Raw genomic sequence first — 26,307 nt, forward strand, 5'->3', positions numbered from 1 at the left:
GTGGTGCGTCTCGCGTGGGCTTGTCATCGGCGGGGGCCTCAATGTATGTGCCCGCCGGGTGCCCTGCCAGGGCGCACGGCCGACCGCTGCTCTGCTCCCGTCCCTGCGCCGGTCCGCCCCGCCCGTGCGCCCTGTGGCACCCGCTGTGAGCAGGGCGGATTCCGGCCGTGTGGCGTGCTTCAGCCGTCCCAGGTCCAGTCGGCGACCTCGGGCAGGTCGGTGCCGTGGACGCGGATCCAGTCGTGGTGGCGCATACGGGTGTCCGCCATGCGCTGCCGTACGTCGGCGGCGCGCACGGCGAGGCCGGGGACGCGGTCGACGACGTCCATGACGAGCCGGTAGCGGTCGAGGTCGTTGCGGACCACCATGTCGAACGGCGTGGTCGTGGTGCCGATCTCCTTGTAGCCGCGCACGTGCAGGTGGGCGTGGCCGGTGCGGCGGTAGGCGAGGCGGTGGATCAGCCACGGGTAGCCGTGGTAGGCGAAGATCACCGGCCTGTCGCGGGTGAACAGCCCGTCGTACTCGAAGTCGCTCATGCCGTGCGGGTGTTCCTCGCCGGGCATCAGCCGGGCGATGTCGACCACGTTGACCACGCGCACGGCCAGGTGCGGCAGGTGTTCGCGCAGCAACCGGGCGGCCGCGAGCACCTCCTGCGTGGGCACGTCACCGGCGCAGGCGAGGACCACGTCGGGGTCGCGGGAGCCGTCCTCGGTGCCGGCCCAGTCCCAGATCCCGGCGCCGCGTGCGCAGTGGGCGCGGGCGGCGTCCATCGGCAGCCAGTCGAAGCAGGGCTGCTTGCCGGCGACGATCACGTTGACGTAGTCCCGGCTGCGCAGCGCGTGGTCGGCGACCGACAGGAGGGTGTTGGCGTCCGGCGGCAGGTAGACCCGTACGGCCTCGGGGCTCTTGTTGAGGATGTGGTCGACGAAGCCGGGGTCCTGGTGGGAGAAGCCGTTGTGGTCCTGGCGCCACACGTGCGAGGTGAGCAGGTAGTTGAGGGAGGCGATGGGGGCGCGCCAGGGCAGCCGGCGGGTGACGCGCAGCCATTTGATGTGCTGGTTGACCATGGAGTCGACGATGTGCACGAACGCCTCGTAGCAGGAGAACAGTCCGTGCCGGCCGGTCAGCAGGTAGCCCTCCAGCCAGCCCTGGCAGGTGTGTTCGGAGAGGATCTCCATCACGCGTCCGTGCCGGTCGAGGTGTTCGTCGACCTGGAGGGTCTGCGCCTGCCACGCCTTGCCGCTGGCGCCGTAGACGGCCTGGAGCCGGTTGGAGGCGGTCTCGTCGGGGCCGACGAGGCGGAAGTCGCGCCGGTCGGCGGTGGCGCGCATGACGTCCTCCAGGCAGTCGCCGAGGACGCGGGTCGGCTCGTGCAGGGTGGCGCCGGGTTTGCCGACGGCGACGGCGTACGACTCCAGGTCGGGCAGGGGCAGTTCGCGCAGACGCAGTCCGCCGTTGGCGTGCGGGGTGGCGCCGAGCCGGCGTTCGCCGTCCGGGACGCAGGCCAGCACCGGAGGGCGGGGCCTGCCCTGCTCGTCGAACAGTTCCCCGGGCCGGTACGAGCGCAGCCAGGCCTCCAGTTGCCGCAGGTGCTCGGGGTTGTCCCGGACGGCGGCCAGCGGCACCTGGTGGGCGCGCCAGGTGCCCGCCACGGGCAGCCCGTCGACCTCGGCGGGGCCGGTCCAGCCCTTCGGGGTGCGCAGCACGATCACGGGCCAGCGCGGCCGTTCGGTGGCGCCGTCGTCGCGGGCGGCGCGCTGGAAGGCGGTGATGCGGTTCAGCGCCAGGTCCATGGCCTCGGCCATGGCGCGGTGCACGGCGGCCGGGTCGTCGCCCGTGACGTGGATCGGGTCGTGGCCGTAGCCCTTCAGGAGGTCGTCGAGCTCGCTCTCCGGGAGCCGGGCGAGCACCGTGGGGTTGGCGATCTTGTAGCCGTTGAGGTGCAGGATCGGCAGGACGGCCCCGTCGTGCACGGGGTCGAGGAACTTGTTGGAGTGCCAGGAGGCGGCCAGCGGGCCGGTCTCGGCCTCGCCGTCGCCGATGACGCAGGCGACGAGCAGGTCCGGGTTGTCGAAGGCGGCGCCGTAGGCGTGCGACAGGGCGTAGCCGAGTTCGCCGCCCTCGTGGATCGAGCCGGGTGTCTCGGGCGCGACGTGACTGGGCACGCCTCCGGGGAAGGAGAACTGCCTGAAGAGGCGCGCCATGCCGGGCGCGTCCCGTGTGACGTCGGGGTACGTCTCGGTGTAGGAGCCCTCCAGCCAGGAGTTGGCGACCACCGCGGGGCCGCCGTGGCCCGGCCCCCACACGCACAGCGCGTCCAGGTCGCGGGCCTTGATCACCCGGTTGAGGTGGGTGTGCACGAGGTTGAGTCCGGGCGAGGTGCCCCAGTGGCCGAGCAGCCGGGGTTTGACGTGCTCCGGGCGCAGCGGCTCGGTGAGCAGCGGGTTGGACATGAGGTAGATCTGGCCGACGGTCAGGTAGTTCGCGGCGCGCCAGTGGGCGTCCAGCGCCCTCAGCTCGTCGTGGGTGAGTGCGGTGGGACGGGGGTCCCCCCGGCCGGAGCCTGGAGGAGGGGCGGGCGCCTGCTGCGGGTCGGCGGGCATCGGGGGTTGCCTTCCTGATCGGGGGCGGCCGGGCGTGCGGCGGTCCGTACGTCCCGGCCTGTGCCGTTTGCCGGGTACCCGGCAGAGCTGGTCGGGCGAACCACGGGAGTTTCCGCGAGCGGGGCAATAAGGTCGTGCCTCCGGGATGCGGGCCCTGCTCCCTCGTGCCCGGCCCCGCACATCTCGCAATCGTGCAATGTATGACAAAATCACCTCACGAGCCCTTAAGGGTGGATATCACAGATGAGTGACCCCGCTGGCCGTCTCGAATACGGCGACCTGCAGCTCGACCGCACGGGCCAGGCCGAGGCCTTCGACGTCATCGGCGACCGCTACGACGAGGCCTTCCCGCACAAGGAGGGGCAGCTCGCGGCCGCCGAGTGGCTCGTCGGCTCCCTGGACGCCGGGTCCCGCGTGCTGGATCTGGGCTGCGGTACCGGACTGCCCACTGCGCGTCAGCTGGCCGGGGCCGGCCTGGACGTCGTCGGGATCGACCTCTCGGCCCGCATGGTCGCGCTGGCCACGTCGCACGTGCCCGACGCGACGTTCCACCAGGCCGACATAGCGGACCTGCGGCCGGGCGGTCCTCTCGACCTGGGGCGCTTCGACGCGGCCGTGGCCTTCTTCTCGCTGCTGATGCTGCCCCGCGCCGAGATCCCCGTCGCGCTGCGCACGGTCCGCGACCTGCTGGCGCCGGGCGGGCTGCTCGCCCTGTCCATGGTGGAGGCCGACGTGGACGACTACCCGATCCCGTTCCTGGGGCGGCGTATCCGGGTCTCCGGCTATCTCCGCGAGGACCTGCGCCGCGTGGTGGAGTCGGCGGGCTTCGAGGTCGTCGACGAGACCTCGTACACGTACGCCCCGGCCAGCACCGAAGTGCACCCCGAGGAGCACATCTTCCTCCGCTGCAGGCGACTCGACTGAGACACCCGGTTCCCTGCCCGCCGCGCGGGCACCGCACAGAGGGAAGGACACGCGTGACGCAACACCGCTCGGCACACGCGGACCCCGGCAGTGAGGCGGACGGATCCGGCCGCCCGGACGGCTCCGCGGCACGGGCCCTCTCCCCCGCGCCGTCGCCACCGCACGGCGGGCAGGGCGGGGAACCACCGGTCGCGGCCGTCGGCCGTGGCGAGGGGATGCCACGGCCGGACGGGGCGGGCTCCCCGCAGCGTGGCGGCCCGCCCGTCCGCATCCGGGGCGCGGGAGGGCACGCCGCTCGCGCGGCGGGCGAGCGGGCCCGCGCGGACCGGCTGCGCTTCCTGGACGCGGCGACCCGGCGCATCGCCCGTTCCATGGAGCTCGACGAGACGCTGGACGAGCTGACCGCCGCGGCCGTGCCCGGGTACGCCGACCGGGTGCACGTCTTCCTGCGTCACCCCCAGCCGCTGGCCGACGGCGCGCCGGACACCCCCACCGTGCTGCGCGCGCACGGCACGGCGCGCCTGGGAGACGCCCTGCCCACGGCGGTCACCCGACGGCTCGCCGGACTGCTGCGCGGCCGGCGGCCCGTGTTCGGGGACTCCCCGGCGAGTGCCGCCACCCTGCAGGACATGCTGGGGTCCGAGGCGGGCCCGCGGGGACGTCGCTCGATCGTCGCCCCGCTCCTCGGCCGCGACCACGCCCTGGGCGTCGTCGTCCTGACGCGCGAGGCGCACCGGCCGGCGTTCGCCGAGGACGACCTGTTCGTCGCCTCCCAGCTCGCCACGCTCGCCGCCCTCGGCATCGACAAGGCCGTGCGCCACGGGCACGAGGCGTCCGTCGCGGACGCGTTGCAACGCACGATGCTGCCCCAGTCGCTGCCCGAGCCGACCGGAGTCCGGCTCGCCAGCCGGTACCTCCCGGCCTCACGCACGGCGCAGGTCGGCGGCGACTGGTACGACGCGATTCCGCTGCCCGGCAGCCGCGTGGCCCTCGTCATCGGCGACGTGATGGGGCATTCCGTGACGTCGGCGGCGATCATGGGCCAGCTGCGCACCATCGTGCAGACGCTGGCCGGGCTGGACCTGCCCCCGGCCGAGATCCTGCACCACCTGGACGAACAGGCGGAGCGACTGGGCGGTCAGCACATGGCGACCTGCCTGTACGTGTTGTACGACCCCGTACAGCAGCGGCTGCTGATGGCGAACGCGGGCCATCCGCCACCGCTGCTCGTGCGCCCGGACGGCACCGCCGAGATCATGAAGATCCCGACCGGGGTGCCGATCGGGGTCGGCGGCTGCGCCTTCGAGTCGACCGAGATGCCGGCGCCGCCCGGGGCGACGCTGATGCTGTACACGGACGGCCTGGTCGAGTCCCGGGGGTCGGACCTGCAGACGGGCGTGGAGCAGTTGGCCACCCGGCTGGACGACCACACCGCCGCCCACCCCGGCGGGCCGCCGCCCCTGGAGTCGCTGTGCGACGAGGCGCTGCGCACCCTGGGCCATCGCGAGCGGCACGACGACGTGGCGCTGCTCGCCGCCCGGCTGGAAGGCGTGGAGCCGGAGACCGTCACGTACTGGTACCTCGCTCCCCACCCGCGCACCGCCGGCCAGGCCCGCAGGCTGGCCCGCAGGACGCTGCGGCGCTGGCAGCTCGACCCCCTGCTGGAGACGACCGAACTGCTGGTCAGCGAGGTGATCGGCAACGCCGTGCGCTTCGCCACCCGGCCCATCAGTCTGCGGATCCTGCGCACGGACGTCCTGCGCTGCGAGGTCGGCGACGACGCGCCGCAGGTGCCGAGGATGCGCCACGCCCAGTTGAGCGACGAAGGCGGCCGGGGCCTGTGGCTGGTCGACCAGCTCGCCGACCGCTGGGGCGCGACGCGGTTGAGCACCGGCAAGGTGGTGTGGTTCGAGCTGGAGCTGCCGGAGGAGTGAATCCGGCGCGGGCGGACGCGTTCCTCGTCGTCGGCCTCACGGCTCCGGGCCCCCACGCGTCGGCGTCCGTCGCGCTCCTTTCCGTCGGCGTCGCCGCCCGGCGCGCCCGCTGCCCCGACGGTCGATGCCTCCGCCTCCCGGTCAGCGGGAGGTCGTTCCCGTCCTTTGCGAGTGCCCTGCTCCGGTCGCGGCGGGAAGGCCGGACGGGACGGTCCGGGTCATCCGGTGGGAGCGGACGACCGCGACCGCGCACGCGGTGACCGGCGCGGCGGCCCAGCCGCCCAGGTCGCCGACGAGGCCCGGGGCGCCGCCCCGGTCTGCACGCCGCGCGGCGGCACCCGTCCCTCCGCTTCGTACACGACGGCGAGCGCGACGCCCGGACGCGTGGCGGGTCCGCAGCCGCGCCGGATGCGGACCTTGAGCGGTACGCCCCCGGGACCGCTCACCGAGCACAGACAGCGGCCCCCGGCCGAGACCGCACCCGGCCCGCCCTCGACCGCCGCCACAGCGGGCGCGGCCCGCCCCTTTCCGGTGACATCGGGAGACGTCAGGCGTCCCGGACCGCCGGGACGTCCGCGGACCAGCCCAGCGGGTGTGCTCCCACGTCGTCGGCCGCCGGGGCGAGGGGTTCGCCGCCGGCCTCGGTGAAGGCGGTGAGCGCGTCGACGAGCGCCGCACGCTGCTCCGGTCCGAGCCGTTCCACGATCGTGGCGATCTCGGCGCGGCGCCGGGCGGTGACCTCCTCGACCGTGCGACGGCCCTCGTCGGTGAGCCGCAGCAGCGTCTCGCGCCGGTTGCGCGGGTTCAGCCGACGGTCGGCCAGCCCGGCCGCGATCAGCCGGTCCACCATCCGCATCGCCGTGGACGGCGCCACCTGGAGCAGCTCGGCGAGCGTGACCAGCTTGGTCGCGCCGCGTGTGGCCAGCACCACCAGCATCCGGAACTGCGGGAGGGTCACCCGCTCCTCGACCTCGCCGAGGGAACGCGCGGACACCGCCACCAGCAGCCGGGAGGCGGTCAGCACGGCACGGGTCACCGCATCGACATCGTCCAGGGCCCCGGCGGGGGCGGCGCGCTCCGACATGGGACCTTTCTACCGCGCCGAAGCCGCCGGGATCTCACAGGTCTGCCGCGCCGGAGCCGCCGGGATCTCACAGCAGGTGGACGCGCTCGTCGCCGGGGAGCAAACCGACGTCCGGCCCGGCCACGACGTCGGCGACCGCCACCCCGGCCATCACCGCGACCGGCATCCAGGACAGCGCCGTCCGGCTCGTGAGTGACTTCGTGTCGGTCGCGCCCGGTGCCGGGTTCCGGCAATGTACGGGCCGCCGCACTGCGCGGGGGCGCTCTGTCAGTGCCGCGTCAAGTCCGTATAAGGTTCGCAGCGGTGTGCCGGGAAGCCTGGTCGGCGTTGTGGTCAGAAGTCTCTTTCGCCGATCGGGGGTCGGGTCATGGTGCTTGTCGTGGTGTTCGGGGTGGCACTGCTCATCGCGGTGCTGCTGTCGGGGCTGGCCGCCCGGACCGTACTGTCCACGTCGTTCCTCTTCCTCGTGGGCGGCGCGCTCGTCAGCGACGGTTTCCTGGGCCTGATCCACATCACGCCGGACAGCGAGATCGTGTCGGTCACCGCCGATCTGGCGCTGTTCGCGGTGCTGTTCACCGACGGCATGCACGTCTCGTTCCCGAAGCTGCGCGAGAACTGGCGGAACCCGGCCCGCGCGCTCGCCCTCGGCATGCCGCTCGCGCTCATCGGCACGGCCCTGATCACGCACTACTTGGTGGGCCTGGACTGGACGACGTCCTTCCTGGTCGGCGCGGTACTGGCGCCCACCGACCCGGTGTTCGCCTCCGCGATCGTCGGCCGCAAGGAAGTCCCGGCGAAGCTGCGGCAGTTGCTGAACGTGGAGAGCGGCATCAACGACGGGCTCGCGCTGCCGGTCGTCCTGGTGCTGATCGCCGCGGCCGGCCCGACGTCCGGGCACGCCGAGGCGTCCCTGGGGAAGATCGCGCTGGAGCTGTTCCTCGGGCTGCTCTTCGGTGTCGCCCTGCCGTTCCTGGTGGTCGAGCTCGTACGGTTCCGGCTGCTGGGCGCCGAGCCGAAGCTCCAGCCGCTGCTGCCGCTGGCGATCGGCGTGATCCTGTACGCGGCCTGCCACCTCACGCACGCCAACCCCTACCTCGCGGCGTTCTCGGCGGGCGCCGTGCTCACCGCGCGCTCGCTGGAGGCGAAGGAGGCGTTCGAGCCGCTGGGCGAGGCGCTGGCTGAGCTGGCGAAGTTCGCGGCGCTGCTGGTCTTCGGCGCGCTGCTGACGCCGCACCTGTTCGGCGACCTGTCGTTCGGCGGTTACGTCGCCGTGGTCCTGGCCATCGTGCTGATCCGCCCGGCGTCGCTGCTGCTGTCGCTGCTGGGCACCCGGTTCGACCGGCGGGAGAAGCTGGTCGCGGCCTGGTTCGGGCCGAAGGGCTTCGCATCGGTGGTGTACGGACTGCTGGTGCTGCAGGCCGGTATCCCGCAGGGCGAGGAGGCCTTCACGCTGATCGCCGTGTGCATCGCCTTCTCGATCATCGCCCACAGCAGCACGGACGTGCCGATCGCCCGCCTCTTCAACGTCGACGACCTCGCCGGGGTGGCCGGCGGCGACACCCCGCCCCGCGGCGCGGCGGAGGCCGAGGAGACCGCGAGGGCCGGGAAGACCGACCGCGGCGAGAGGTGAACCCGCCGGTGCGGCCACGCTGTCGCGGCCGCACCGGCGCGCCCCCGCCCGATCCGCGACGGCCCGGTTCACGAAGGGCCGGTCCGCGCTCGCCCGAACAGCGACCGAGGGAGCGACATGGCTCTTTTCCCGCAGCCGACGCGCACGAGCCCGGGGCCGGGGCACGTGATCGTCTCCGGTGACGACGCGCTCGCCGAGCGGCTGGCCGCCGAACTCGTCACGGTGTACCGGGAGTCGGTGACTCTCGTCGTCCCGTCCGGGCACCGCGCCGACCTGGCCGGGCGCCCACGGGCCGGGGCACTCCTCGGCCGGGTGCAGACCGTCCTCGGCCCCCGCACGCGAACGGTGGCCGCCGACGGGGAGCCGGGCGCCCCCCGGTTGCTGGAGGCACCCGAGCCGACCGAGGCCGTCCTGGCCGAGGCAGGGGTGCGCGAGGCGGCCGCGCTGGCGCTGGTCCACGACGACGACGAGACGAACATCCGCGCCGCCCTGGCGGCCCGGCGTCTCAACCCGCGGCTGCGCCTGGTGATCCGGCTGTACAACCGCAAGCTCGGCCAGCACCTGGAGGAACTCCTCGACCAGGCGGCCGCGCTCGCCGTTCCCGGCCTGGACCCCGAGGCCCTGGACACCTCCACCACGGTCCTGTCGGACGCGGACACGGCGGCCCCGGCGCTCGCGGCGACCGCCGTCGCCGGCACCAGCAAGGTCGTCCAGGCCGACGGCCTGCTGCTGCGCGCCGTGGAACGCACCCCGCCGGCCCACGGCGACGTGGCGGACCCCGGCCTGTGCACGCTGGCCCTGCTGTCGGCCACCGCCAGCGACCCGGCCGGCGCGGAGGGCTCGGACGCCAGCGGCGCGGCGGGGCCCCTGCTGCTGCCCGACGACCGCACGGTGGCCGCGGCGACGGGCCGCGGCACCGTGGTCCTCGAAACCGTCACGCACACCGGTGCCACCGAGCCACCGGGCCGGCTGGCGGGGCGGGTCGCGCCGCTCACCTCGCTGTTCTCACGCAGGCTGCGCTGGTCACTGGCCGGGCTCGTCGGCTGCGTGCTGGGCCTCGCCGTGGCGTCCTGGCTGACCACCGGCGACCATCCGCTGCACGCGGCGTACCTCACCCTGCTCGACCTGTTCGCCATCGGCGACCCGGCCCTGGACCAGCCCTTGGCCCGCCAGGTGATCCAACTGCTGTCCGGGCTCGCCGGGTTACTGATCCTGCCCGTGCTGCTCGCGGCGGCCCTGGAGGCGTTCGGCACCTTCCGCACGGCATCCGCGCTGCGCCGCCCGCCGCGCGGCCTGTCCGGGCACATCGTCCTGCTCGGCCTCGGCAAGGTCGGCACCCGCGTCCTGGCCCGGCTGAGGGAGCTCGACATCCCCGTGGTGTGCGTGGAGGAGGACCCCGAGGCACGCGGCGTCCCGCTCGCCCGCCGTCTGCGCGTGCCGACCGTCATCGGGGACGTCACCCAGGAAGGCGTCCTGGAGGCCGCGAAGATCCACCGTGCGCACGCCCTGCTCGCCCTCACCAGCAGCGACACCACCAACCTGGAAGCGGCCCTGTACGCGCGTTCCGTCGAGCCGGGCCTGCGGGTGGCGCTGCGCCTGTACGACGACGACTTCGCCACGGTCGTCTACCGGACGCTGCGCGCCGCCCACCCGCACGCCCTCACCCGCAGCCGCAGCGTCTCCACCCTCGCGGCGCCCGCCTTCGCCGGGGCCATGATGGGCCGCCAGATCCTGGGCGCCATCCCGGTGGAGCGCCGGGTGCTGCTGTTCGCCGCCCTGGAGGTGGCCGGGCATCCGCAGCTGGAGGGGCGCACGGTCGCCGAGTCGTTCCGGGCCGGGGCGTGGCGCGTCCTCGCGCTGGACACCGCCGCGCCGGACGAGCGGTTGCCCGACCTGGCCGCGGCCCCGGCGCGGGACGGCGCGGACCGCCCCGCCGGACTGGTGTGGGACCTGCATCCCGGCTATGTCCTGCGGCCCCAGGACCGGGTCGTGCTCGCCACCACCCGGCAGGGACTGGCCGAGCTCCTCGGCAGGCAGCCCCGGCTGGGGACGCGACCGGCCGACGCGTAGCGCACGTACGGCACGCCCCTCGCCCGCCGTTCCCGTCCCCTCCGCTCCGGGCTGGACGCGCGTGCGAGGACCGGTCGGGACGGGCGAGGAGGTCGGGCGGACGTGGCGGACGACGGGCGGGTGCCGGCGGACAGCCTGCGGCGGCACTGGCAGGACACGTACATGCCCATACGGCGAGCGCGACGCGCCACGTTCGCATGGCGGCTCCTTGGACACCCGGTGACACTGGGGACAGCAGTGCCCGAGGACAGGTGGGCCGATGATCACAGTTGAAGAGACCGTCGACGTGGCGGTGCCGGTCAGCACCGCCTACAACCAGTGGACGCAGTTCAAGAGCTTTCCGCGGTTCATGACCGCGGTGAAGTCCGTCGAGCAGATCCGGCCCAATCTCACCCACTGGGTGATCGGGCTCGGCCCGCTCCGGTACGCGTACGACGCGGAGATCGTGCAGCAGGTCCCCGACTCCCTCGTGGTGTGGCGGAGCCTGGACCGGCGTTCCGGTCACCACGGTGAGGTGTCGTTCCGCGCGACGGCGGCGGACCGTACCGCAGTCGTCGTACGGATGCATTTCGGGGAGCGGCGCGTCACGGGGCTCCTCGCCCGCGCTCCCGGGCTCACGGAGCGTGTGCTGCGGGCCGAGCTGGGCCACTTCAAGGAGTTCATCGAGGGCCTGGGCCAGGAGGTCGGGGCCTGGCGGGGCGTCATCCGCGACGGCCACGTCCAGCCGCAGGAAGCGCGGCCGCCCAGGAGCCGGGTCCCCCACTGGCCCGTCGGCTGAGAGTCCCGCCGGCTGCGGAACCGGTCGGCCGAGAGTGACAGAGCGAGAGGCACGCCCGATGAAGAAGGCACCGCGCGAAGAGCCGGTCGAAGACCTCACCGTCACCCCGCCCAAGACGTGGGCGGCGGGGATGCCCGCGGTGACGCACGCCCTGGAGTACTCCCTCGACGAGACGACGGTCCGCCGGACCGGGGTGACGCTGCTGACCATGAACCAGGTGGACGGCATCGACTGCCCGGGCTGCGCCTGGGCCGATCCCTCCCCCGGACACCGGCACCGCAACGAGTACTGCGAGAACGGCGCCAAGCACATCAACGACGAGGCGACGTCACGGCGCGTCACGGCCGACTTTTTCCGCCGGTACCCCGTCTCCGAACTGGGGCGGCGCTCCGACCTGTGGCTCAACCAGCAGGGCCGGCTGACCGAGCCGGTGGTGAAGCGGCCCGGCTCCGACCACTACGAGCCGATCAGCTGGCACGACGCCCTGGGCCTGCTGGCCGAGGAGCTCACGTCGCTGGACTCCCCGGACGAGGCCGTGTTCTACACGTCGGGCCGGGTCAGCAACGAGGCCGCGTTCCTCCTGCAGCTGTTCGCCCGGGCGTTCGGCACCAACAACCTGCCCGACTGCTCCAACATGTGCCACGAATCCAGCGGTTACGCCCTGCACGAGACCCTGGGCACCGGCAAGGGCACGGTCGCCCTGGAGGACCTCCACCACGCCGACCTGATCTTCCTGGTGGGACAGAACCCCGGAACCAACCATCCGCGGCAGCTCTCCGCCCTGGAGCGGGCCAAGGACAACGGCGCCCGCGTCATCGCTGTGAACACCCTCCCGGAGGCCGGGCTGCTGCGGTTCAAGAACCCGCAGAAGGTGCGCGGCGTCATCGGGCACGGCGTGGAGATCGCCGACCGGTTCCTGCACATCCGCAGCGGCGGCGACCTCGCCCTGTTCCAGGGCCTGAACCGGCTGCTGCTGGAGGCGGAGGACGCCCGGCCGGGCACCGTGCTCGACCACGACTTCATCCGCGCCGACACCAGCGGCTTCGAGGAGTTCGACCGGCACGCCCGGACCGTCGCCTGGGACGACGTCCTCGCCGCGACCGGACTGACCAGCGGCGAGATCGAGGCGGTCCGGGACGACGTCCTGCGCAGCGAACGCGTCATCGTCTGCTGGGCCATGGGTGTCACACAGCAACGGCACGCGGTGCCCACCATCAGGGAGATCGTCAACTTCCTGCTGCTGCGCGGCAATCTCGGCAAGGCGGGAGCCGGCGCCTGCCCGGTGCGCGGACACAGCAACGTCCAGGGCGACCGCACCATGGGCATCTGGGAGCGGATGCCGGACTCCTTCCTCGACGCGCTCCAACGGGAGTTCGGCTTCGACCCGCCGCGCGCCCACGGGCTCGACGCGGTGAACTCCGTCCGGGCGATGCGCGAAGGCCGCGTCAAGGTGTTCCTGGGTGTCGCGGGCAACTTCGTGCGGGCCGCCCCCGACAGTCCCGTCACCGAGGACGCCATGCGGCAGTGCAGGCTCACGGCGCACATCTCGACCAAGCTGAACCGGTCCCACACGGTGTGCGGCCGGACGGCGCTCGTGCTGCCTACCCTGGGCCGCACCGAGCGTGACATCCAGGCCACCGGCGAGCAGTTCGTCACCGTGGAGAACTCGATGAGCGAGGTGCACTCCTCCCGCGGGCGCCTGGAACCGGCCTCCAAGGTGCTGCTCAGCGAGGTCGCGATCATCTGCCGGCTGGCGCGCCGCACCCTCGACGGCAGGGCCGGCATTCCGTGGGACGAGTTCGAGGCCGACTACGGCGCCGTCCGGGAGCGGATCTCCCGCGTCGTGCCCGGGTTCCAGCACTTCAACCAGCGCGTCGCCCGCCCCGGCGGCATCCGGCTGCCCAACCCGGTCAACGAGGGCGTGTATCCCACACCGACCGGAAAGGCCCTGTTCACCTGCAACGCCTGGGAGATGCCGCAGGCCCCCGAGGGTTGTCTGCTGCTCCAGACACTCCGCTCCCACGACCAGTGGAACACGATCCCGTACACGGACAACGACCGCTATCGCGGCATCCACGGAAGCCGCCACGTGGTGCTGGTGAACCCGCAGGACATGGCCCGGCTCGGTCTGGAGGCGGGGCTGCGCGTCGATCTGGTGAGCGTGTGGGCCGACGACGTGGAGCGCCGCGCGGAGGGCTTCGAGGTGGTCCCGTATCCGACGTCCCCCGGCTGCGCCGCCGCGTACTACCCCGAGACCAACGTCCTGCTGCCGCTGGACAGCGTGGCCGAGACCAGCAACCAGCCGACCGCCAAGGGCATCGTGGTCCGGCTGGAGCCGACGGCCGCCGTGCGGGCCGGGCAGGACACCCCGACCGCCCCGACCACTCGCTGAAAACGTTCGGAGAATTCCCCCGGCCTCGCGCAGAGCCATTTCCGACGACGTGATCGGCGGCGCCTGTCCAGCCTGGCGAACGCGCGGTTCACGAGGGCGCCGACAGGTCGATAAGCCGCTCCGATCACGTCATCGGAAATGACGCTTTGACACGCCGTCGGGAATTTCAGGAAGCTGCTTGCCTCACTGCTATCCGGAGATTCGGAAAGAGTCGGAAAGAGGCGGACAAGAAAATGAGCAGCATCGCGGACCCGGGCGACGACCTGTCGGTCACGCCACCGAAGACCTGGGCGGCGGGCGTCCCCGCCGTGGCGCACGCGCTGGAGTACTCCCTGGCCCAGACGTCCCCCCGTCGCACGGCGCTGACGCTGCTCAACATCAACCAGGCCGAGGGCATCGACTGCCCGGGCTGCGCCTGGCCCGAGCCCGCGCCGGGCAAGCGGCACAGGAACGAGTACTGCGAGAACGGTGCCAAGCACATCAACGACGAGGCCACCTCGCGGCGCGTCACCCGGGACTTCTTCCGGGAGCACTCGATCGCCGAGCTGGACGGCATGTCCGACCACTGGCTCAACCAGCAGGGCCGCCTCACCGAGCCCATGGTCAAGCGGCCCGGCGCGACCCACTACGAGCCGATCGGGTGGGACGAGGCGCTCGAACTGCTCGCCCGCGAGCTCAGGGCGCTCGACTCTCCCGACGAGGCCCTGTTCTACGTCTCCGGCCGGCTGAACAACGAGGCCGCGTTCCTCCTCCAGTTGTTCGCCCGCGCCTACGGCACCAACAACCTGCCGGACTGCTCCAACCTGTGCCACGAATCGAGCGGTTACGCGATGCAGGAGACGCTCGGCGTCGGCAAGGGCAGCGTCTCGCTGGACGACATCCACGGCGCCGACCTGGTCTTCGTCGTCGGGCAGAACCCGGGCACGAACCACCCGCGGATGCTGTCGGCGCTGGAGGAGACCAAGCGCAACGGCGGTCAGGTCGTCGCCGTCAACACCCTGCCCGAGGCCGGGCTGATGCGTTTCAAGAACCCGCAGAAGGCGCGCGGGGTCATCGGCCGAGGCACGGCGATCGCCGACCAGTTCCTGCACATCCGCGCCGGCGGCGACCTCGCCCTGTTCCAGGCCCTCAACAGGATGCTCCTGGAGGCCGAGGACGCCGCCCCGGGCACCGTGCTCGACCACGCCTTCATCGCGGCCCACACCACCGGCTTCACCGCGTTCGCCGAGCACGCCCGGAAGACCTCCTGGGAGGACGTTCTCAGGGCCACCGGCCTGACCCGCGACGAGATCGAGCAGGTCTTCGAGCGGGTCCTGGCGAGCGAGAGGATCATCGTGTGCTGGGCGATGGGACTCACCCAGCACAAGCACGGCGTCCCCACCATCCGCGAGGTCGTCAACTTCCTGCTGGCACGCGGCAACATCGGCAGGCCCGGCGCGGGAGTGTGCCCGGTGCGCGGCCACAGCAACGTGCAGGGCGACCGCACCATGGGTGTCTGGGAGCGGGTGCCGCAGGAGTTCCTCGACTCCCTGGAGCGCGAGTTCGGGTTCACGCCGCCCGCGCGTCACGGTCTGGACGCGGTGAACGGCATCCGGGCCATGTACGAGGGCCGCGCCAAGGTCTTCCTCGGCGTCGCCGGCAACTTCGTGCGCGCCACCCCCGACAGCGCGGTCACGGAGGAGGCGATGCGCAGGTGCCGGCTCACCGCGCACGTCTCCACGAAGCTCAACCGCTCGCACACGGTCTGCGGTGACACCGCCCTGATCCTTCCGACGCTCGGCCGCAGCGACAGGGACGTCCAGAACGGCGTCGAGCAGTTCGTCACCGTCGAGGACTCGATGAGCGAGGTCCACGCCTCGCGCGGGAAGCTCCCGCCTGCCTCCCCGCACCTGCTGAGCGAGGTGGCCGTCGTCAGCCGGCTGGCGCGCCGCACCCTGGGGGACGAACCGGCCATCCCCTGGGAGCGGTTCGAGGCCGACTACGGCACCATCAGGGACCGGATATCCCGTGTCGTGCCGGGCTTCGAGGACTTCGACGCCCGGGTCGCCGTGCCCGGCGGCTTCCGGCTGCCGAACCCGGTGAACGAGCGGGTCTTCCCGACCCCGAGCGGCAAGGCCGTCTTCACCTGCAACGACTTCACGATGCCGCACGTGCCCGAGGGGCATCTGCTGCTCCAGACGCTGCGCTCGCACGACCAGTGGAACACGGTCTGGTACGCGCCGGACGACCGTTACCGAGGCATCCACAACGCCCGCCGTGTCGTGCTGGTCAACCCGGCCGACCTGGAGCACCTCGGCATCGCCGACCGCGCCGAGGTGGACCTGGTGAGCGTCTGGCACGACGGGAGGGAGCGCCGGGCGGAGAACTTCCGGGTGGTGGCCTACCCCGCCAGCCGGGGCTCCGCGGCGGCCTACTACCCCGAGACCAACGTCCTCGTGCCGCTGGACAGCGTCGCCGACTTCAGCAACTGCCCGACGTCCAAGGGCGTCGTAATCCGCCTGGAACCCGCCCGCGATCCCGGCTGAGCCGAACGGGACCGACCCCGCACGCCCGCGGCCGGGGGGCCGGTTCCGGCACACGGCGCGCGGCCCGGCCGGCCCACCGGACCGGCCCCGCACACCGCCCGACCGACGCCGCGAGGAGAGGAACGGACCATGGGACGAGTGACCGTACGACGGAAGGTCCTGCGCATCCGGGACGGGGTGGCCTCCCACCGGCCGGACACGCTGGCCGCCGAGGAGCCGCTGGAGATCCGGGTCGGCGGGCGTCCGCTCAGCGTCACCATGCGCACCCCGGGCGACGACTTCGACCTCGCCGCCGGATTCCTCGTCGGCGAGGGTGTCGTCCACGCCTGCGACGAGGTCGCCGGGATCCGCTACTGCGCGGGCGTCACCGCCGACGGCGGCAACAGTTACAACGTGGTGGACGTCGTCCTGGCCCGGGGTGTGCCCGCCCCCGACGCGTCCCTGGAGCGGAACTTCTACACCACCTCCTCGTGCGGGCTGTGCGGCAAGGCGAGCCTGGACGCGGTGCGCACCCGGGCGGCGTGGTCCGTGGCCGAGGACCCGCTGCGCGTCGGACCCGAGCTGCTGGCGGCCCTTCCCGACCGGCTGCGGGCCGCCCAGCGGGTGTTCGACACCACCGGCGGACTGCACGCCGCCGGGCTGTTCTCGGCGGACGGGGAACTGCTCTGCCTGCGGGAGGACGTCGGCCGGCACAACGCCGTGGACAAGGTGGTCGGGCACGCGCTGCGGTCGGGGCTGCTGCCGTCGCGCGGGACGGTTCTGATGGTGAGCGGCCGGGCCTCCTTCGAGCTGGTGCAGAAGGCGGTGATGGCCGGTATCCCCGTGCTGGCGGCGGTCTCCGCCCCGTCGTCGCTCGCGGTGGACCTGGCCGAGGAGAGCGGGCTGACCCTGGTCGGCTTCCTGCGCGGCGCCTCGATGAACGTCTACAGCGGCGCCGGGCGCCTTGAGCCCGTGCCCGTGTCCTGACCGGCGGCCGCGCCGCGGTGACGCCGATTGGCGCCGCGCCGGACCGTCCGGTACACCCGTGGAGTGCTGTTCCGTCAACTCGAGTATCTGGTGGCCCTCTCGCGGGAGCGCCATTTCGCCCGTGCCGCCCAGGCCTGTTACGTCTCCCAGCCCGCGCTCTCCGAGGCGATCCGGAAGCTGGAGGACGAGCTGGACGTACCGCTGGTCCGGCGTGGCCGCACGTACGAGGGCCTCACGCCCGAGGGCGAGCGCATCGTGGTGTGGGCGCAGCGCATCCTCGCCGACCGCGACGCCCTCAGGAGCGAGGTCGGCGCCCTGCGGACCGGGCTGAGCGGCAGGCTGCGGATCGGTGCGGTGCCGACCGCGTCGGGTGCCGTCTCCCAGCTGACGGCCCCGCTCTGCGCGGCGCACCCCCTGGTCACCGTGGAGGTCATGGCGGACCTCCAGTGGGACGACATCCTCCGGCAGTTGCAGAACTTCGAGATCGACGCCGGGATCACCTATCTGCACAAGGGTCTTTCGGACGGTTTCCAGGCGGTCCCGTTGTACGAGGAGCGGTACGTGCTGCTGACCAGCACGTCCGACGGCCGCGCGCATCCGGCCGCGGCGACCTGGGCGGAGGCCGCGCGGCTGCCGCTGTGCCTGCTGAACGAAGCCATGCAGGGCCGCCGGGTGCTGGACGAGGTGTTCGCCGAGGCCGGGGTGCGGCCGTCGCCGCGGGTCGAGACGGACTCGGTGGCCTCGCTGTTCGCGCATGTCAGGACGGGCCGCTGGGCCAGCGTCGTGCCGCACACCTGGCTCCATGTGTTCGGTGTCCCGCCGGGCATGCGGGCGGTGCCGCTGACCGGGCCGGCCCGGACCGTGCCGGTCGGTCTGGTCGTCACGGCGCGGGAGCCGGGCTCGGTCCTGGCCCGCGCCCTGACGGACATCGCCCGGCGGACCGATGTCGCCGCCGCCCTGGACCGGGTCCCGGGAGATCCCGGACCGCGATAGGACGGCCGACCGGTCCACCGGCAGGTGCGGGGCGGGCGCCTCGGCCACCGACGATGCCGACGACGGGGTGGACGGCGGTTGCCAGGATGCCGGTGCGGGGCGGGGTTCCGGCCGGTCCGGCGTCGCGGACGACCGTCCCACGGAGCCCGCAGTGCCCGGGAGCGGGGCTCCGGATGCGGGGCCGCACCATCCGGGCGACTCTTGAGGGAGATCCTGACCCCTCACCCCCAAGGGATAGCCATGATCAAGAAGCTGCACGAGATGGGCATGCGGAGCGAGCACGCCTACATGGCCGCATTCGCGTCCATCGGCCTCTCCGTCGCCACCTGGATGACGTCCCTCAAGGCCGAGCCCGGCGCCGGCATCGCCCGCGCCGACCGGTGGGGAATCTTCATCGGCGAATGGGCGCCGACGTTCTTCGGCCTCGGCCTCGCCCTGTCCCACTACGAGCAGTCGGAAGGTACTCTCCTCGCCGGCGTCAGCGAGATCCGCGAGGAACGAGCGGCCATGTAGCCGCCGAGCCCTTCCGCTCCGCGCCGCCGTCCGTCCCGCCACCCGGAGCACCACGCTGCCCGGGTGGCCGGCCGGCGGCGTGCAGTCCGTGTCGGATGCGGCTGGAGCAGATGGAGCGGACGGAGCGGACGTCGGAGCGGATGGAACGGACAACGGCACCGACGGAGCCGGACACCCGCACGGCGTGATGTGATCTTGAAGCGCCTTCCGGGTGCCTCGACCGGATGTAAAGATGGCTGGCATGGACATCCACCGCAGGAACAACGTGACGGTGACCGGTCCTGACGACGGGCCGGTGGTGGTGCTGGCGCACGGGTTCGGCTGTGACCAGAACATGTGGCGCCTGATCGTCCCGGCCCTGGCGAAGCAGTACCGGGTGGTGCTGTTCGACTACGTCGGCTCCGGCGGCTCCGATCTGTCGACCTGGAGCCAGGAGCGGTACTCCTCCCTCCACGGCTACGCCCAGGACGTGGTCGAGGTCTGCGACGAGCTGGACCTTGAGCGAGCGGTGTTCGTGGGCCACTCGGTCAGTGCCATGGTGGGGGTCCTGGCGGCGCGGGCGGCGCCGCAGCGGATCGGGGCGCTGGTGATGGTGACCCCGTCGCCCTGCTACATCGACGGCGACGGCTACCGCGGCGGCTTCAGCACGGAGGACATCGAGGACCTGCTGGCGTCGCTGGAGTCCAACTACCTGGGCTGGTCCTCCGCCATGGCTCCGGTGATCATGGGCAATCCGGACCGGCCGGAGCTGGGACAGGAGCTGACCAACAGTTTCTGTGCCACCGATCCGGACATCGCCCGTGTCTTCGCCCGTACCACGTTCCTGTCCGACAGCCGCGACGACCTGCAGAGCGTGCACGTGCCGACGCTGGTGCTGGAGTGCACCGAGGACGCCATCGCCCCTCGCGAGGTCGGCGCGTACGTGCACGCGGCGATCGCATCCTCCCGTCTGGTCACGCTGGACGCCACGGGGCACTGCCCGCAGCTGAGCGCGCCCGAGGCCACCGCGGAAGCGATTCTCGACTTCCTGCGGGACGTGCGTGGTGAGCCGCGTGGGTAGAGGGCCGGGGCCGTCCGGCACGGGTGGCGACGCCGGTACGGACGCGGCGTTCACCGCGCTGCTGGAGGACAGCGCCGAGGAGCTGTACGACTCGGCTCCCTGCGGCTACCTCTCCACGATGATGGACGGCACCATCGCCAAGATCAACACGACGCTGCTGCAGTGGCTCGGTCTGGAGCGCGAGGCGGTGGTCGGGCGCAGACGGTTCGCCGACCTGCTCACCGGCGGCGGGAAGCTGTACCACGAGACGCACTTCGCGCCGCTGCTGCGGATGCAGGGCGAACTGCGCGGCATCGCCCTGGAGATGAAGGCCGCCGACGGAGGCCGGCTGACGGTGCTGGTCTCCTCGCGGATCAAGCACAGCAGCGGAGGGGAGCCGCTGCTGATCCGCACCACGGTCTTCGACGCCTCCGACCGCCGCGCCTACGAAGAGGAGCTCCTGCGCCGCCGCCAGGACGCCGAGCAGGCCCGAGCCGAGGCCGAACGGGCACACGCGCTGGCCGAGGAGGCCCGTCGGCAGGCCGAGGAGACCCGCAGGCAGGCCGAGGCCGACCGGCAGCGGCTGGCCGACGTCCTCGCCGTGCTGCAGCAGTCCCTGCTGCCCGAGACCCTGCCCGACCTGCCCGGGATGGAGACGGCCGTCCACTACCACACGGCCTCCCCCGACCAGCTCGGCGGCGACTTCTACGACCTGTTCCCCGTGGACGACGGCAGGTGGGCGTTCTTCCTCGGCGACGTGTGCGGCAAGGGACCCCAGGCGGCCTCCCTCACCTCACTGACCCGCTACACCCTGCGCGCCGCGCTCCACCACGACCCCGACCCCGGCGCCGCGCTGACCACGCTGAACGCCGCCCTCCAGGGGAGGCGGACCGCCACCGGCGACCCCGAGTACTGCACGTGCGTCGTGGGCATCCTGGAACGCGGCGAGGACGACGAGCACACCACGGTCCACCTCGCCTCCGGCGGCCACCCTCCGGCCCTCGTCCTGCGCGCCGACGGCCGCGCCGACTACCTGCCCACCCCCGGCGGGCTGCTCGTCGGTGTGCTGCCCACCGCACCCGTCGGCACGGCGGAAACCGTCCTGGCTCCCGGGGAGACGCTCCTGCTCTACACCGACGGCCTCACCGAGGCCCGTACCGGCCCCACCCGCGACAGCCTGTACGGCGAAGAGGCCCTGCGCGCCTTCGCCGCGGCCCGCGCCCCCGCCGCACCCCAGGAAGTGGTCACCGCACTGGCCGGATTGCTGGAAAGCTTCGGCGACGGCCTCGACGACGACACCGCTCTGCTCGCCCTCGGCGTCCCCCCGCCACCCGCCCCCGCCGGCACCGGCGCCGTATGACGCGTACGCACAGGCCGCCCACGCGGGCACCGCGCCTCCCTCCGCGCCCGACGCCATCGTGCTGCAGCGTGCCCTGAGCGGAGTCCTCTTGGAAGGCCCGGCAGCTGCCGCTGCCGCTGCCGCGGCACCCCATCGACTGCGTCCGACGCATGACAAGTCGCACGAACTCGAGCGAGCAGAGCCGGCTTTCGTATCGGTGACTCAGGAGTGCTGCCGATCCCGGTAACTAAGTTGGATGTCATCAACGAGTCTGCTCGTGCTGACGCTGTTGTGCCACCACTGCGAGAGCGCTGGGCACAAGAGTTTGGGATTCAGTCCCCGCGTCGCTGCTGATCATGATCGCCGTAAGCATGATGAGCACCGTGAGCGCGGCTGCTGAGACGAGCGCGGTTGCAAGCCACAGCCGCTGGCGCGCCTTGGCACGTGCCTGGCTGTGCAGCCGGAAGCCGACAAAGGTGAATGGGCTGTCTCGTTGGGGCGCAGAGCCGGGCCGGATCAACCCTGATTCCCACCGTTCCCACGCCGCAGCCGATCTGGTCGTCCCGGATCACAGTTCCGGCCGCAGACCGGATCGTTGCGACAGGACATGTGTGTGTCGGATGCAGTGGCGGATGCGGACGTGCCCCTTTCATCGCCGATCGCATGCAGCCATGGAATCGGCGCATCGCCCTCGGACGTCGCTCGCTGCCCGCGCGAGCGAAGGTGGACCGACTGCGACGACAGGGGCCCCACTCGCACATCCCACACGCGGCCGTGAAAACGGCGCGCATGCCGACCCTCGCCCCGTGGCACGTGACCTTCGCTGCCGCAAGGTCGATACTGCCGACAGAAGGGACTTCGACCATGACCTGACCGGGAGCGGACGGGCAGCTGAGGACCAGCACCAAAGTCGGCATTCAGTCAGCGCCAGGACCGCCACGACACGCTTCCGACCGCCACCGACCGCCAAGATCCACAACCAGCCTCACCCACCGTGACCTGCGAAGACACTGGTCATTGGACTGTCTGCCAATCTCACCAGGAGGTACCCATGAAGATGCTGATCAACGTTCCCGAGACGGTGGTCGCGGATGCGCTGCGCGGCATGGCGGCCGCCCATCCCGAGCTGACCGTGGATGTCGATAACCGCGTGATCGTGCGGCGGGACGCGCCCGTGTCCGGGAAGGTCGCCCTGGTGTCCGGTGGCGGTTCGGGGCACGAGCCGCTGCACGGCGGTTTCGTCGGCCCCGGCATGCTGTCGGCGGCCTGCCCGGGTGAGGTGTTCACGTCCCCCGTGCCCGACCAGATGGTGCGGGCCGCGGCGGCCGTGGACAGCGGGGCCGGCGTCCTGTTCGTCGTCAAGAACTACACCGGTGACGTCCTGAACTTCGACATGGCCGCCGAACTCGCCGAGGACGAGGGCATCCAGGTCGCGAAGGTGCTCGTCAACGACGACGTGGCGGTCACCGACAGCCTCTACACGGCCGGCCGGCGCGGCACCGGTGCGACGCTGTTCGTGGAGAAGATCGCGGGCGCCGCGGCCGACGAGGGGCAGCCGCTGGAGCGGGTGGAGGCGGTGGCCCGGCAGGTCAACGAGAACTCCCGGAGCTTCGGTGTCGCCCTCAGCGCCTGCACCACCCCCGCCAAGGGCAGCCCCACCTTCGATCTGCCGCCGGGCGAGCTGGAGTTGGGCATCGGCATCCACGGCGAGCCGGGCCGGGAACGGCGGCCGATGATGACCTCCGGGGAGATCGCCGACGCCGCCGTCGAGGCGATCCTCGCCGACCTCACCCCGAGCAACCCGGTCCTCGTGCTGGTGAACGGCATGGGCGCCACACCGCTGCTGGAGCTGTACGGCTTCAACGCCGAGGTGCAGCGGGTGCTCGCCGCCCGTGGTGTCGCCGTCGCCCGCACCCTCGTCGGCAACTACGTCACCTCCCTCGACATGGCGGGCGCCTCGGTCACCCTCTGCCAGATCGACGAGGAGACGCTGCGACTGTGGGACGCGCCGGTGAACACTCCGGGCCTGCGGTGGGGCATGTGACGGCGAACGGGTAAGCGATCACGACGTACCTACCAGGCAAGGAGATCCAGTGCTCGACGCCGACTTCTTCCGCCGTTGGATGACGGCGACCGCCGCGTCCGTCGACCGGGAGGCGCAACACCTCACCGATCTCGACTCACCCATCGGCGACGCCGACCACGGCAGCAATCTGCAGCGCGGGTTCCGGGCGGTGACGGCCGTACTGGAGAAGGAGGCCCCCGACACCCCCGGCGCGGTGCTGATGCTGGCCGGGCGGCAGCTCGTGTCGACGGTCGGCGGCGCCTCAGGGCCGCTGTACGGAACGCTGCTGCGCCGCACCGGCAAGGCGCTCGGGGACGCCGCCGAGGTCAGCGAGGAGGAGCTGGCCCAGGCGCTGCGGACCGGGGTGGACGCGGTGATGGCGCTCGGCGGTGCCGCGCCGGGCGACAAGACCATGATCGACGCGTTGGTGCCGGCCGTGGACGCCCTCGGTGAGTCCTTCGCCGCCGCGCGCGCCGCCGCCGAGCAGGGCGCGGCGGCGACGACACCGTTGCAGGCCCGCAAGGGCAGGGCCAGTTACCTCGGGGAGCGCAGCATCGGGCACCAGGACCCGGGTGCCACCTCGGCGGCGCTGCTCGTCGCCGGTCTGTCCGAGGCGGCGGGAGGCGCGCGGTGAGTGACGAGAAGCTGGTCGGGATCGTGCTGGTGTCGCACAGCGCGCAGGTGGCCGCCTCGGTGGCCGAGTTGGCGAAGGGACTGGCCGGCGGCGGCATCTCGGTGCCCGTCGCGCCGGCGGGCGGCACGGAGGACGGCGGGCTGGGCACCAGCGCCGAGCTGATCGCCGCCGCGGCAGCCTCCGTGGACCGGGGCGCCGGGGTCGCCGTGCTGACCGACCTGGGCAGCGCGGTGCTCACCGTGAAGGCGCTCCTCGCCGAGGGCGACGAACTCCCGGAGGGCACCCGCCTCGTCGACGCCCCGTTCGTGGAGGGCGCGGTTGCGGCGGTCGTGACGGCGTCCACCGGGGCCGACCTCACGGCGGTCGAGGCGGCGGCTGCGGAGGCGTACACGTACCGCAAGGTGTAGAGGCGGAAACCGGGGCGCCTCGTCCCCGCGACCCGGTGGGCGGTGACACCGCACTGCGCCGGTCCGGCGGACCGGGGCACTCCGGCCCACCGGTCCGGTGATCCGCTGTTCCGGCGGACGGTGGCGCCTCGGCCCGCCGGCCCGCCGGCCCACTGGTCCGGCGGGTCACTCCGGAGGCGGCGAGCGGCGGGCTCCACGACGCGATTCCGGCCGGTGGACGACGGCCGGGCGGCCGTCCGACGCGTCGTCAACAGCCTCAGTAGGACGTTCAGTTGCCCCGGACGAACTGCCGTGCCAGTCGTTCGCCCGTCAGCACGGCCGCCGCGTGGTCCTCGATCGGTGCCACCGTGCTGTCCTTGAAGGCGATGTACGTGACCTCGGCGTCCGTACCGCCGCCGTGCGGGTCGGGTCGGATGCCGAGGTCGCGGGCCATGGCGTGGGACGCCTCGCCGATGATGCCCCGCGGGCCGACATCGGCGACGACCCCGTACCGCACGCGGTCGCGGTGGACGACGGCCACGACGGCTCCGCCGCGCACGCCGTGTTCGCGGTGGTCCCACATGCGGCTGGGGCCGGGCACGACGACGTACGGGAGGCGTTCCGCGCTCGGCGGGCGGCCGTCGGACTGCGCGTAGGCCGTGGCGCCGGAGAACAGCGGGTCGGTGCGCGCGTTGCAGCGGGGTCCCGGGCGGCCGTCGCAGTCGATGTCGAGGTCGGCCTTCCAGTAGACGGCGCCGCGGGTGCCGCACACCGGGATGTCGGCGGGTCTGCCGAAGTCGCTGCGGTACCGGCCGCGGGAGACGGGTGCGCAGTCCCGGGCCCTGGCCAGCAGGTCGGCGGCGCGGACGGCACTCGCGCGGGGCAGGACGGGTTCCTCACGGGGCTGCGGGGACGGGACGGGCGGCGTCGTGGGGGCGAGCAGGGCGGCGCCTGCCGCGGCCAGCATCAGGTACTGGACACGCACGATGTAGGGCCTCTCCGGGAGACACTGAGGGACACTCGGCCCAATCTGGCCCCGGTCCCGCGACCCGGCCACCGTTGAGGGGCCGTACGGTGCATCCCGGCCGGTCCCGGCGGGGGCCGGGGGCCCGGGCCGGTGTCGGCCCCGGCCGCCCGGCCACCCGCGTCGGCGCGGCGACAGCGACGACAGCGGTCCGCGCCCACGGCACGAACTGCCCGGCACACCGGGCGAGTTCAGCCGTACGGGGCTTCAGCATACGTAACCACCCGCAGTGGTCACCAACGACCGCCCTCTTGATGTGGGCGCGCGACGACGCCATATTGGTCCGGACCATTGCCGTGACCGTCCGACCCTTTCCGGGAGGCTGAGTCGTGCGAGGCGTTCCCTCACCCGTCGCCCTGTGCCGCCGTGTCGCGTGCTGCGCCGCGCTCGTGCTGGTCGCGTCCTGCGGCTGGACCGGCGCCGACGACGGCGAGGGCGGCCGGCTGCCCGGCGCGCCCACCGGTGTCACCGCCGAGGCGGGGAGCGCGACCAGCGTGCACGTCATGTGGAACGCCCTGCCGGGGGACGACATCAGCCACTACGAGGTGTACCGCGGCGCCAGGAAGGTCGTGGACGTGCCCGCCTCCCGGCACATGGTGGACGTCACCCGGTTGCGTCCGTCCACCGCGTACGCCTTCTCGGTGCGGGCCCGGGGTGACGACGGGCGGCTCGGGCCGCCCAGCCGCGAGGTCCGGGCGACGACCCCCGCGGTGGGCGCCGCGGACCGCTCGGCGCCGACCCGGCCGGGTTCGATGCGGGGCCGGGCGGCCGGGAGCCGGGTGGTGCAGCTGTCCTGGTCGGCGTCGACGGACGACCGGGGCGTGGTGTCGTACGACATCTATCAGGGCGGCACGAAGGTCCACAGTGTGGGCGGGAACCAGACGGCGGCCGTGGTGACAGGGCTCAGGCCGGGCACGCGGTACGCGTTCACCGTCCGGGCCCGGGACGCGGCCGACAACCTCTCCCCCGCCGGAACCGCCGTCCGGCTCACCACGCCGGGCTCGGACGACGGACGCGCGACCGCCCCCGGTGACTTCCGGGCCACGACCCGCCGGGCGGACGGGGCGTTCCACATCGACCTCAGCTGGGTGCCGCCGCGCACGGACGGCGTGATCACCGAGTACCAGATCCACCTCGACGGCCGGCCGGCCACCTCGCTCGTCTACGGCGGGACCGTGCCGCGCGGGCGGGCCACGTACAGCTTCTACGCCGGACCGGACTCGGGCGTCACCCACCGGGTGCGCGTCCGGGCCAAGTTGCCGGACGGCACGTGGGGCGGGTTCTCGGCGGAGCGGACGGTGACGACCGGCGCACGCTGACGCCCGTCGGGATGCGCCGGGCGAAGGAACGCGTCACCTGCACGGGTGCGGTCGGAGTGCGGTCCCGACCGGCGGCACGTTGGCTGACC

19 protein-coding genes are annotated in these 26,307 nt (G+C 72.8%); 16 read left to right on the top strand and 3 right to left on the bottom strand.

Annotated features, from left to right (window positions below; translation table 11 throughout):
• Nucleotides 1-179 precede the first annotated feature (179 nt).
• On the bottom strand, nt 180-2,603 hold the full coding sequence (locus QC282_RS15655; RefSeq protein ID WP_279549994.1) for a phosphoketolase family protein: 2,424 nt from the start codon (nt 2,601-2,603) through the stop codon (nt 180-182).
• A gap of 243 nt (nt 2,604-2,846) precedes the next feature.
• On the opposite strand from QC282_RS15655, the gene QC282_RS15660 reads away from it, so the two are divergent.
• Together QC282_RS15660 and QC282_RS15665 are read left to right on the top strand one after the other, a co-directional pair.
• Nucleotides 2,847-3,527: a class I SAM-dependent methyltransferase gene (locus QC282_RS15660; protein ID WP_279549995.1), complete on the top strand. Its 681-nt coding sequence runs from the start codon at nt 2,847-2,849 to the stop codon at nt 3,525-3,527.
• Between the two features lie 215 nt (nt 3,528-3,742).
• Nucleotides 3,743-5,461, top strand: coding sequence for a SpoIIE family protein phosphatase (locus QC282_RS15665; RefSeq protein WP_279549996.1), 1,719 nt, complete (start codon nt 3,743-3,745; stop codon nt 5,459-5,461).
• 547 nt (nt 5,462-6,008) lie between these two features.
• Here the strand turns inward: QC282_RS15665 and QC282_RS15670 are convergent.
• Nucleotides 6,009-6,545, bottom strand: a complete 537-nt coding sequence (locus tag QC282_RS15670) for a MarR family transcriptional regulator (RefSeq protein WP_279549997.1) — start codon at nt 6,543-6,545, stop codon at nt 6,009-6,011.
• Between the two features lie 367 nt (nt 6,546-6,912).
• On the opposite strand from QC282_RS15670, the gene QC282_RS15675 reads away from it, so the two are divergent.
• From QC282_RS15675 to QC282_RS15735, 13 genes are all read left to right on the top strand, one after another.
• Nucleotides 6,913-8,175 (top strand): sodium:proton antiporter, encoded by a 1,263-nt coding sequence (locus QC282_RS15675; protein ID WP_279549998.1) that lies wholly within the window; start codon nt 6,913-6,915, stop codon nt 8,173-8,175.
• Between the two features lie 117 nt (nt 8,176-8,292).
• The gene (locus QC282_RS15680) at nt 8,293-10,245 is read left to right on the top strand and encodes an NAD-binding protein (protein WP_279549999.1); all 1,953 of its coding nucleotides are present in this window, start codon (nt 8,293-8,295) and stop codon (nt 10,243-10,245) included.
• Between the two features lie 259 nt (nt 10,246-10,504).
• Nucleotides 10,505-11,023 (top strand): SRPBCC family protein, encoded by a 519-nt coding sequence (locus QC282_RS15685; protein WP_279550001.1) that lies wholly within the window; start codon nt 10,505-10,507, stop codon nt 11,021-11,023.
• 58 nt (nt 11,024-11,081) lie between these two features.
• Entirely contained in the window at nt 11,082-13,415 is a 2,334-nt protein-coding gene (locus QC282_RS15690) for an FdhF/YdeP family oxidoreductase (protein ID WP_279550002.1), read from the top strand.
• A gap of 233 nt (nt 13,416-13,648) precedes the next feature.
• Nucleotides 13,649-15,940, top strand: a complete 2,292-nt coding sequence (locus tag QC282_RS15695; protein WP_279550003.1) for an FdhF/YdeP family oxidoreductase — start codon at nt 13,649-13,651, stop codon at nt 15,938-15,940.
• A gap of 129 nt (nt 15,941-16,069) precedes the next feature.
• Complete coding sequence (gene fdhD / locus QC282_RS15700; protein WP_279550004.1) at nt 16,070-16,906, top strand: formate dehydrogenase accessory sulfurtransferase FdhD; 837 nt, start codon at nt 16,070-16,072, stop codon at nt 16,904-16,906.
• A gap of 63 nt (nt 16,907-16,969) precedes the next feature.
• Complete coding sequence (locus QC282_RS15705; protein WP_279550005.1) at nt 16,970-17,899, top strand: LysR family transcriptional regulator; 930 nt, start codon at nt 16,970-16,972, stop codon at nt 17,897-17,899.
• A gap of 240 nt (nt 17,900-18,139) precedes the next feature.
• A complete protein-coding gene (locus QC282_RS15710; RefSeq protein ID WP_279550006.1) occupies nt 18,140-18,412 on the top strand; it encodes a hypothetical protein in 273 nt (90 codons plus the stop codon).
• Between the two features lie 241 nt (nt 18,413-18,653).
• Nucleotides 18,654-19,472, top strand: a complete 819-nt coding sequence (locus QC282_RS15715; protein WP_279550007.1) for an alpha/beta hydrolase — start codon at nt 18,654-18,656, stop codon at nt 19,470-19,472.
• Nucleotides 19,456-20,811, top strand: coding sequence for a PP2C family protein-serine/threonine phosphatase (locus QC282_RS15720; protein ID WP_279550008.1), 1,356 nt, complete (start codon nt 19,456-19,458; stop codon nt 20,809-20,811). Before QC282_RS15715 ends, QC282_RS15720 begins: the two co-directional genes overlap by 17 nt.
• A 1,030-nt stretch (nt 20,812-21,841) precedes the next feature.
• Complete coding sequence (gene dhaK / locus QC282_RS15725; RefSeq protein ID WP_279550009.1) at nt 21,842-22,834, top strand: dihydroxyacetone kinase subunit DhaK; 993 nt, start codon at nt 21,842-21,844, stop codon at nt 22,832-22,834.
• Between the two features lie 49 nt (nt 22,835-22,883).
• Nucleotides 22,884-23,489: a dihydroxyacetone kinase subunit DhaL gene (gene dhaL, locus QC282_RS15730; RefSeq protein ID WP_279550010.1), complete on the top strand. Its 606-nt coding sequence runs from the start codon at nt 22,884-22,886 to the stop codon at nt 23,487-23,489.
• Complete coding sequence (locus QC282_RS15735; protein WP_279550011.1) at nt 23,486-23,896, top strand: PTS fructose transporter subunit IIA; 411 nt, start codon at nt 23,486-23,488, stop codon at nt 23,894-23,896. Before dhaL ends, QC282_RS15735 begins: the two co-directional genes overlap by 4 nt.
• Nucleotides 23,897-24,164: 268 nt before the next feature.
• Here QC282_RS15735 and QC282_RS15740 read toward each other — a convergent pair whose 3' ends face one another.
• Nucleotides 24,165-24,860, bottom strand: coding sequence for a glycoside hydrolase family 75 protein (locus tag QC282_RS15740; RefSeq protein WP_279550012.1), 696 nt, complete (start codon nt 24,858-24,860; stop codon nt 24,165-24,167).
• Nucleotides 24,861-25,228: 368 nt separating this feature from the next.
• On the opposite strand from QC282_RS15740, the gene QC282_RS15745 reads away from it, so the two are divergent.
• Nucleotides 25,229-26,218, top strand: coding sequence for a fibronectin type III domain-containing protein (locus QC282_RS15745; protein ID WP_279550013.1), 990 nt, complete (start codon nt 25,229-25,231; stop codon nt 26,216-26,218).
• Nucleotides 26,219-26,307: the final 89 nt, after the last annotated feature.

It is taken from the genome of Streptomyces sp. DH24, from assembly GCF_029813775.1.
Classification (GTDB): domain Bacteria; phylum Actinomycetota; class Actinomycetes; order Streptomycetales; family Streptomycetaceae; genus Streptomyces.

Bases quoted from the DNA above. Each gene is read 5' to 3' on its own strand.
- QC282_RS15655 (WP_279549994.1), bottom strand. From the start codon at position 2,603: ATGCCCGCCGACCCGCAGCAGGCGCCCGCCCCTCCTCCAGGCTCCGGC.
- QC282_RS15660 (WP_279549995.1), top strand. From the start codon at position 2,847: ATGAGTGACCCCGCTGGCCGTCTCGAATACGGCGACCTGCAGCTCGAC.
- QC282_RS15665 (WP_279549996.1), top strand. From the start codon at position 3,743: ATGCCACGGCCGGACGGGGCGGGCTCCCCGCAGCGTGGCGGCCCGCCC.
- QC282_RS15670 (WP_279549997.1), bottom strand. From the start codon at position 6,545: ATGTCGGAGCGCGCCGCCCCCGCCGGGGCCCTGGACGATGTCGATGCG.
- QC282_RS15675 (WP_279549998.1), top strand. From the start codon at position 6,913: ATGGTGCTTGTCGTGGTGTTCGGGGTGGCACTGCTCATCGCGGTGCTG.
- QC282_RS15680 (WP_279549999.1), top strand. From the start codon at position 8,293: ATGGCTCTTTTCCCGCAGCCGACGCGCACGAGCCCGGGGCCGGGGCAC.
- QC282_RS15685 (WP_279550001.1), top strand. From the start codon at position 10,505: ATGATCACAGTTGAAGAGACCGTCGACGTGGCGGTGCCGGTCAGCACC.
- QC282_RS15690 (WP_279550002.1), top strand. From the start codon at position 11,082: ATGAAGAAGGCACCGCGCGAAGAGCCGGTCGAAGACCTCACCGTCACC.
- QC282_RS15695 (WP_279550003.1), top strand. From the start codon at position 13,649: ATGAGCAGCATCGCGGACCCGGGCGACGACCTGTCGGTCACGCCACCG.
- fdhD (WP_279550004.1), top strand. From the start codon at position 16,070: ATGGGACGAGTGACCGTACGACGGAAGGTCCTGCGCATCCGGGACGGG.
- QC282_RS15710 (WP_279550006.1), top strand. From the start codon at position 18,140: ATGATCAAGAAGCTGCACGAGATGGGCATGCGGAGCGAGCACGCCTAC.
- QC282_RS15715 (WP_279550007.1), top strand. From the start codon at position 18,654: ATGGACATCCACCGCAGGAACAACGTGACGGTGACCGGTCCTGACGAC.
- dhaK (WP_279550009.1), top strand. From the start codon at position 21,842: ATGAAGATGCTGATCAACGTTCCCGAGACGGTGGTCGCGGATGCGCTG.